General features: G+C 44.3%; 7 protein-coding genes. 3 read left to right on the top strand and 4 right to left on the bottom strand.

Features of this window, described 5'->3' with window-relative positions:
• Window positions 1–98: 98 nt before the first annotated feature.
• Window positions 99–1,010 carry a DMT family transporter gene (locus OH460_RS26135; protein ID WP_270000072.1) on the top strand — a complete coding sequence of 304 codons (912 nt, stop codon included), beginning with the start codon at window positions 99–101 and terminating at the stop codon, window positions 1,008–1,010.
• Between the two features lie 80 nt (window positions 1,011–1,090).
• Here OH460_RS26135 and OH460_RS26130 read toward each other — a convergent pair whose 3' ends face one another.
• Both OH460_RS26130 and OH460_RS26125 read right to left on the bottom strand, forming a co-directional pair.
• Window positions 1,091–1,615 (bottom strand): hypothetical protein, encoded by a 525-nt coding sequence (locus OH460_RS26130; protein WP_270000073.1) that lies wholly within the window; start codon window positions 1,613–1,615, stop codon window positions 1,091–1,093.
• A 41-nt stretch (window positions 1,616–1,656) separates the two neighbouring features.
• Window positions 1,657–2,046: a VOC family protein gene (locus tag OH460_RS26125; RefSeq protein ID WP_061032050.1), complete on the bottom strand. Its 390-nt coding sequence runs from the start codon at window positions 2,044–2,046 to the stop codon at window positions 1,657–1,659.
• A gap of 253 nt (window positions 2,047–2,299) precedes the next feature.
• Here OH460_RS26125 and OH460_RS26120 point away from each other — a divergent pair, with 253 nt between their 5' ends.
• Entirely contained in the window at window positions 2,300–3,139 is an 840-nt protein-coding gene (locus OH460_RS26120; RefSeq protein ID WP_061032049.1) for a DMT family transporter, read from the top strand.
• Between the two features lie 99 nt (window positions 3,140–3,238).
• Here OH460_RS26120 and OH460_RS26115 read toward each other — a convergent pair whose 3' ends face one another.
• Entirely contained in the window at window positions 3,239–4,153 is a 915-nt protein-coding gene (locus tag OH460_RS26115) for a LysR family transcriptional regulator (RefSeq protein WP_270000071.1), read from the bottom strand.
• A gap of 465 nt (window positions 4,154–4,618) precedes the next feature.
• Here OH460_RS26115 and OH460_RS26110 point away from each other — a divergent pair, with 465 nt between their 5' ends.
• Complete coding sequence (locus OH460_RS26110) at window positions 4,619–5,458, top strand: SDR family NAD(P)-dependent oxidoreductase (RefSeq protein ID WP_270000070.1); 840 nt, start codon at window positions 4,619–4,621, stop codon at window positions 5,456–5,458.
• 112 nt (window positions 5,459–5,570) lie between these two features.
• Here the strand turns inward: OH460_RS26110 and OH460_RS26105 are convergent, their stop codons facing one another.
• Window positions 5,571–6,182: a bifunctional 4-hydroxy-2-oxoglutarate aldolase/2-dehydro-3-deoxy-phosphogluconate aldolase gene (locus OH460_RS26105; RefSeq protein WP_270000069.1), complete on the bottom strand. Its 612-nt coding sequence runs from the start codon at window positions 6,180–6,182 to the stop codon at window positions 5,571–5,573.
• Window positions 6,183–6,196: the final 14 nt, after the last annotated feature.

Here is a 6,196-nt window from a genome sequence, read left to right as displayed (position 1 = left end):
TTCCTATCCGTTACTCCTCAGAGTTTTCTTGATAACTTATTTGACCCGTCTACCAGTGTAGGCTTTATGCTCAGCACCCATTCATCAAGAGGTGTGTTATGTCTATTCATCGTTCCTTCGCAGTGCCTCGTCCGCTGCTTTCATTTTTCGACGGACTGTCCGACCCAGCAAAAGGAATTGCACTGGCGCTTATCTCAAATGCTCTGTTCATATTAGTCGGCGTTATTGTCCGCGAGTTGAGCCATAGCATTGATATTTTCCAGATCTTGCTATTTCGCCAACTGGTTTTTGTGACCTTATTAATGCCATCGATAATCAGCAACATCGATGCAATGCTCCACCCTAAAATGGTGTCGATGCATGTATGGCGTGTCACCGGAGCGTTCATTGCGCTCTACTTCAGCTTCTTAACCGTCAGTAATATTCCGTTTGCCGATGCAACCGCATTAGGATTTCTGAAAGTGTTGTTCGTGGCAGTTATCTCTCGTCTATTCCTGAAAGAAAACGTTGGCTGGGCTCGCATGACGACGATCTTAATTGGCTTTACTGGAGTGATGTTAGTCGTACAACCGACCTTAGAAAGTGAATCTCTGTTCTATGTTGGAACAGGATTAATCGCAGCATTAGGTGCTGCTATTGCGGTTATCTGTGTGAGGAAGATGGCGAATGTAGAATCGAAAACCGTTGTATTGGCCTACCAAGCCATCTTTGTTGGCGCTGTTGCGTTAATCCCAGCGATCATCGAATGGCAATGGCCGACATGGTCTGAACTGGCTTTATTAGTTCTGGTCGGCGTTATCTCTTCTATCGGGCAGTGGTTTGGAGTGACAGCCTATAAATGGGGGGAAGCGAACGTAGTGTCGAATGTCGAATACTCACAAATGATCTACTCAATGGTTCTAGGCTTTCTGTTGTTTTCGGAATTACCAAATTCACTCGCTTTGATCGGTACGAGCGTGATTTTATTCAGTGCCATCCTACCGTTTATCATCAAAGCGAAGCAGAAATAGTAACTGTCACTATTCGGTGATAACGGCTAACTATTTATGCCCCAAACCGCATTTAGCAAGGGGCATTGATCATTCGTTTATCAATGGTGCTCAAAATACTGATCGTGTTGTGATTTAGCCGATTGGTCTTGAGTACCAGGATAGAACTGGACGAGCGTCTGGTCGGCGAGCGTAAGATGAATCCAGCCTTCTTTAACCCTTAGCCAATTGGTACCGTTTTTCTCATAGACAATAGGAAAACGGCCCCAGCCAGAATCCGACACCTGTAGCTCTTGAAAGCGTTCAATTGAGGTAAGCTGCTCGCTTTCAAAACTTGCACTAGAATAAACAGGCAAAGGTGCAATAGCATCGCTTGGCTTAAACGTATAACAACTTACAGACGCAGAAGTACGGTCAAACCATTGATACGGTTGAGCTCCGATTAGATCGTAGACCGTACAATCATTAAATTTGATAGCCCACGCTTGATGCTCTTTAAAGCCAAGGTAGCCAATCGGTTGAGATGGTTCGATTGTCGTCTCTGGTGCATCAACCTGTGCTAGCTCTGAGGACGTACATCCCACCAAACTCAGACTAAAAACAAAAGCCAAAATTCGCTTCATCATTGCCCCCTCAAATCCGTAAGTCATTCAATCGAGTTCTTACATTAAACGGTAAGTTCCAAGCGATTACCATCAGGATCGAGTACACAGCTCTCATAATAGCCATCACCGGTTCTTCTTGGACCGTCTAAACGTTCATACCCCTCTTCGACTAAGCGCTGGGTCAGTTCATCGACAGCTTGCTCTGAACCCAATGAAATAGCCATATGAATGAAGCCAGTAAATTGATCATAGATGTCATCTTTCGATTCAGGAACCGAGTCCATTTCCATGATCTCTAAGCGGCTACCACTCTCAAAAGACAAGAAGTAAGACGAAAAGCCTTTGGTTGGATTGTGGTATTTCTGGTTAGATGTCGCGCCAAAGTAATCTTCATAAAATCGTTTAAGTACTTCGAGTTGTTTGGTCCAAATCGCGATATGTTCAATCTTCATTTTTATCACCTAATGTTTACGTATGACACTAGATTACTCGCCAAATAAGGAAGGATAAACAGAACAGAAAGTACCATTAGCATTCCTATTTTATCGGTGACATTTCGCCCAGTCGCTGCGCAATATTGCTATCTCAGTTTGTGTAATAGTTAGCTTTGCTCCATAGTCGGTGTTTTACACAATCGAGATTTAAACTGTGAGCTATTTTAAATTGATAATGCTAGCCGCCATATGGGGAGGTTCATTCCTTTTCATGAGAATTGCGGCCAATCCTTTAGGCCCAGCGGTCCTAATTGAAGCGCGAGTTTTATGCGCGGCAATCACCCTACTTTTGGTTTCATTTTATCTAAAGAGAAAGCTCTCATTTAATGCTCACTCGAAACACTTTTTCATTCTCGGTTTGTTTAACACCGCGCTTCCTTTTTTGTGTTTCGCTTATGCGGCTCAAACACTGAATGCTTCAACCCTCGCGATCCTGAACTCCACGGCACCGATATGGGCGGCAATCATTGGAGCTATATGGACCAAAACTGCACTTGAGAGCAAGGTATTACTTGGGCTAGGTATTGGTGTTACTGGGGTTAGCGTGTTGGTTGGTTGGGATGCATTCAATATTGGCCAAGAAGCCATTCTTCCAATCTTTGCAGCCGTGATGGCCGCATTTAGCTACGGTATCGCGTCTAACTACACCAAAACAGCACCTAAGGTTGAAGCTTTCAACAATGCCCACGGCAGCATGTGGGCAGCAGTGTTAATCGTATTACCCTTTGTGTTTTTCATGCCAATGAGAGAGGCACCCGATCTCACGATTACCACATCGGTCATCTTATTAGGTGCAGTATGTACCGGGTTAGCGTACCTGCTTTATTTCAATCTCATCAATGAGCTTGGTGCGCCTTCAGCGCTTTCAGTTACCTTTCTAATTCCCGTTTTTGGCATCCTTTGGGGTAACTTGTTCTTAGGTGAAGCTATTGGCATTAATACTGTGGTTGGCTCTATTTTGGTTATCACTGGTACCATGCTGGTGACCGGTTTATCTCCAACGCAGATGTTCAAAAATGCACGCCAAAAACGTCGCCAACGAGCAAGCTAAGTTCGGCATAACTTCACTTTGATTATCAATAAAAGTGGAACAATCAAGAACAAAAGCGGCCTCATTTTAGAGGCCGTTTTTATAGTTCTATCTTCAGATTCAGCTGTTTTCAGACTTCTTCATGTATTGCTGAACCTTATCTCTTAACCACTGATGGGCAGAATTCAAGTCGGTTCTTTTATGCCAGATCATGTATTGCTGCATCGGAACAATTTCGAATGGTTGTTCCAATACTTGTAGCTGGAAGGTCTCCGCAAATTGATTAGCAAAATCACGTGACGTACTGCCTACGCAATCCGATCCCGCTACCAATACACACATGGTCATGATCGAATCACACTCTGCACTCACTTTCCTTTGCTTGAGTGGCGTTTTAGTGAAGTATTCTGCCGTGTATAGGCGAGTTCGACGCATCCGAAACGTAATGTGTTTTTCGTCATAATACTGCTCTTGTGTAACCGAACCATTGATTCTAGGGTGACCTTTTCGAGCTATAAGCACTAGCTCATCTTCAATTACTGGCTTTGTCATATAGCCATTCACTTGCGGGTAATGAATATCGATCGCGAGATCCGCTTGCTGCATACTCAAGCTTTGAAGCAACTCCTCTTCGTTGTTCGGCACCATGTTAAATTCGATTGAGATATTACCTAAGGTCTTGTCCCGTTCAACTAGAGGCTGAAGTTTGTTGAGGCCAATTTCGTTAACCAAAATTCGAAACACATGATGCTGCTGATTATCGAACTTTTTTAGTGTGCTGACAGCGCTCGTTATCCCTTCTAACGCCGGCTCGACTCGACTTGCCAATTGTACCGCCGCATTGGTCGGAGTGATCCCTCGACCCTCGCGAATAAAGAGATCGGTATCGAGTTGAGCTTGTAAACGCTTCAAAGCGCCACTTACTCCAGGTTGAGTCATGCCAAGAGATTCGGAGGCCAAAGTAATCGACTTCAATCGGTACACTTCTAAAAACACACTTAGTAGATTCAGGTCTAGCTTTTCAATATCGCTCACAGCTGCTCTCCATGTTCGCTTGAGGCCGTATTTAGCATACGACAAGGTTTCATTCTGAACCTATAACTTAATACAACTAAAACACATCACTGTTCGTGATGTGTTAAATAAAGCTTACTTTATTTTTTGCTATGTGTGTTGGGTGTACCATTTATTCATCGTCACGAGGTCTTGATGGGAATAACTCTAATAGCAACTTTAAATACTTGCTATTAAGTACCACAAGCCTGAGCGATATAACGATAATAACGTCAGACCAAGCTAAAATAGCCACCGGCTACTAACTACAAAGCCTCACCCACTCGATGGGTTGAGGCTTTTTTTGTTTGATGAGTCATCAAGCGATTTATTTCAGATTTCTCAATAACGGACGATCTTGTTATCGCTATCCTGTGAGGTATTAGAAACTTTGCGCAATAAAACTTTGTTATAAAAGTGCTTCGGAATCGGTATCAAGGGAAAGATATGCAGAAAATAATTCTGATCACAGGAGCAACTGACGGCATTGGTTTAGAGACCGCAAAAGCGCTGACTCAGCAAGGACACCACATTCTGATTCATGGTCGAAACCCTGCCAAGATCAACAAAGTTGTGGCGGCTCTGTCTCGACTGTCTAAGACGGCAGTCATTGAAAGTTATGTAGCAGACCTATCAACACTCTCAGAAGTCGAAGCGCTCGCCACTCAGATTATGGCTGACCATCAGCGGTTCGACGTCCTCATCAACAACGCAGGCGTGTATAAGGTGTCGGAAATTACCACTTCAGATAACCTTGATGTGCGCTTCGTGGTTAACACCATTGCACCTTATCTACTGACACAAAAGCTGCTTCCTCTTTTTGATACGACAGGTCGTATCGTGAACCTATCTTCAGCAGCTCAATCACCCGTAGATTTAAATGCCCTTATCAGCCCAAATGCAGGAGAATTGGATGGCCCCGTTTACGCACAAAGTAAACTCGCACTCACGATGTGGTCGATTGATTTGGCGAATGCCTTAACAAATAGCCCAGTAACTAATGGCCTCGCGGTTATTCCAGTAAACCCAGCCTCTTTCTTGGGGAGCAAGCTGGTCAAAGATGCTTATGGCGTTGATGGCAATGATCTTGCAATTGGCGCAGACATCCTTTGCCGTGCAGCGCTCAGCGATGAATTTTCCGATGCCTCAGGACGATACTTCGATAATGACTCTGGATTATTCAAAGACCCTCACAACGATGCTCTTGATCCCACTAAAAACCGTAAACTGGTGGAAGTTATCGAGCAGCTGTTACAAGCGAAACTAAAGGTGACACATTCTGCTTAACCACTAAGTTAACTAACTTTTTCTAGATATTCCGTCTATCTACACAGAGAACAAACTTAGAGGAAATAAAAAGGCCGGTATCAACCGGCCATTTGTTCTCACATTTTGATTGTTAGCCAATAGCGCGAACTAGCTCCGCGATACCTTCCCAATCGCCCTTATCCATTTTGTCGGTAGGAACCATCCAAGTACCACCGCAGGCAACGACTGATTTCAGTGCTAAGTAAGAATCTACGTTAGCAGGGCTTACACCACCTGTCGGCATAAAGTTAACTGGATACACTGCCGAAAGTGCTTTCAACATAGCAACACCACCTGATGGCTCTGCAGGAAAAAACTTAAGTGTTTTAAGGCCCATTTCCATTGCTTGCTCGACTAGGCTCGGATTGTTAACCCCAGGTACAATCGCAACGCCACGCTGCTGACAGTATTTTACCGTTGTCGGATTTAAGCCAGGGCTCACAATAAAATCAACTCCCGCATCAATCGCAATATCCACCTGCTCTGTCGTTAGTACTGTACCAGCGCCAATCAGTAATTCAGGGTAGTCTTCTCGCATCAAACGAATCGACTCTGCTGCCGCGTCTGTACGAAACGTTACCTCTGCGCAAGGTAGGCCATTCTCTACCAACACTTTGGCAAGAGGAACCGCTTGAGCAACGTCGTTAATAGCGATAACAGGAACAATCCGAGTGTCTCTGAGTCGCTGTTCAATAGTTTTCATTGTTCGTTTCTCTT

It is taken from the genome of Vibrio sp. Makdt, from assembly GCF_027587015.1.
Taxonomy (GTDB): domain Bacteria; phylum Pseudomonadota; class Gammaproteobacteria; order Enterobacterales; family Vibrionaceae; genus Vibrio; species Vibrio chagasii_B.
The sequence above is the reverse complement of the archived record's forward strand: the minus strand, read 5'-3'. Positions and strand labels throughout refer to the sequence as shown.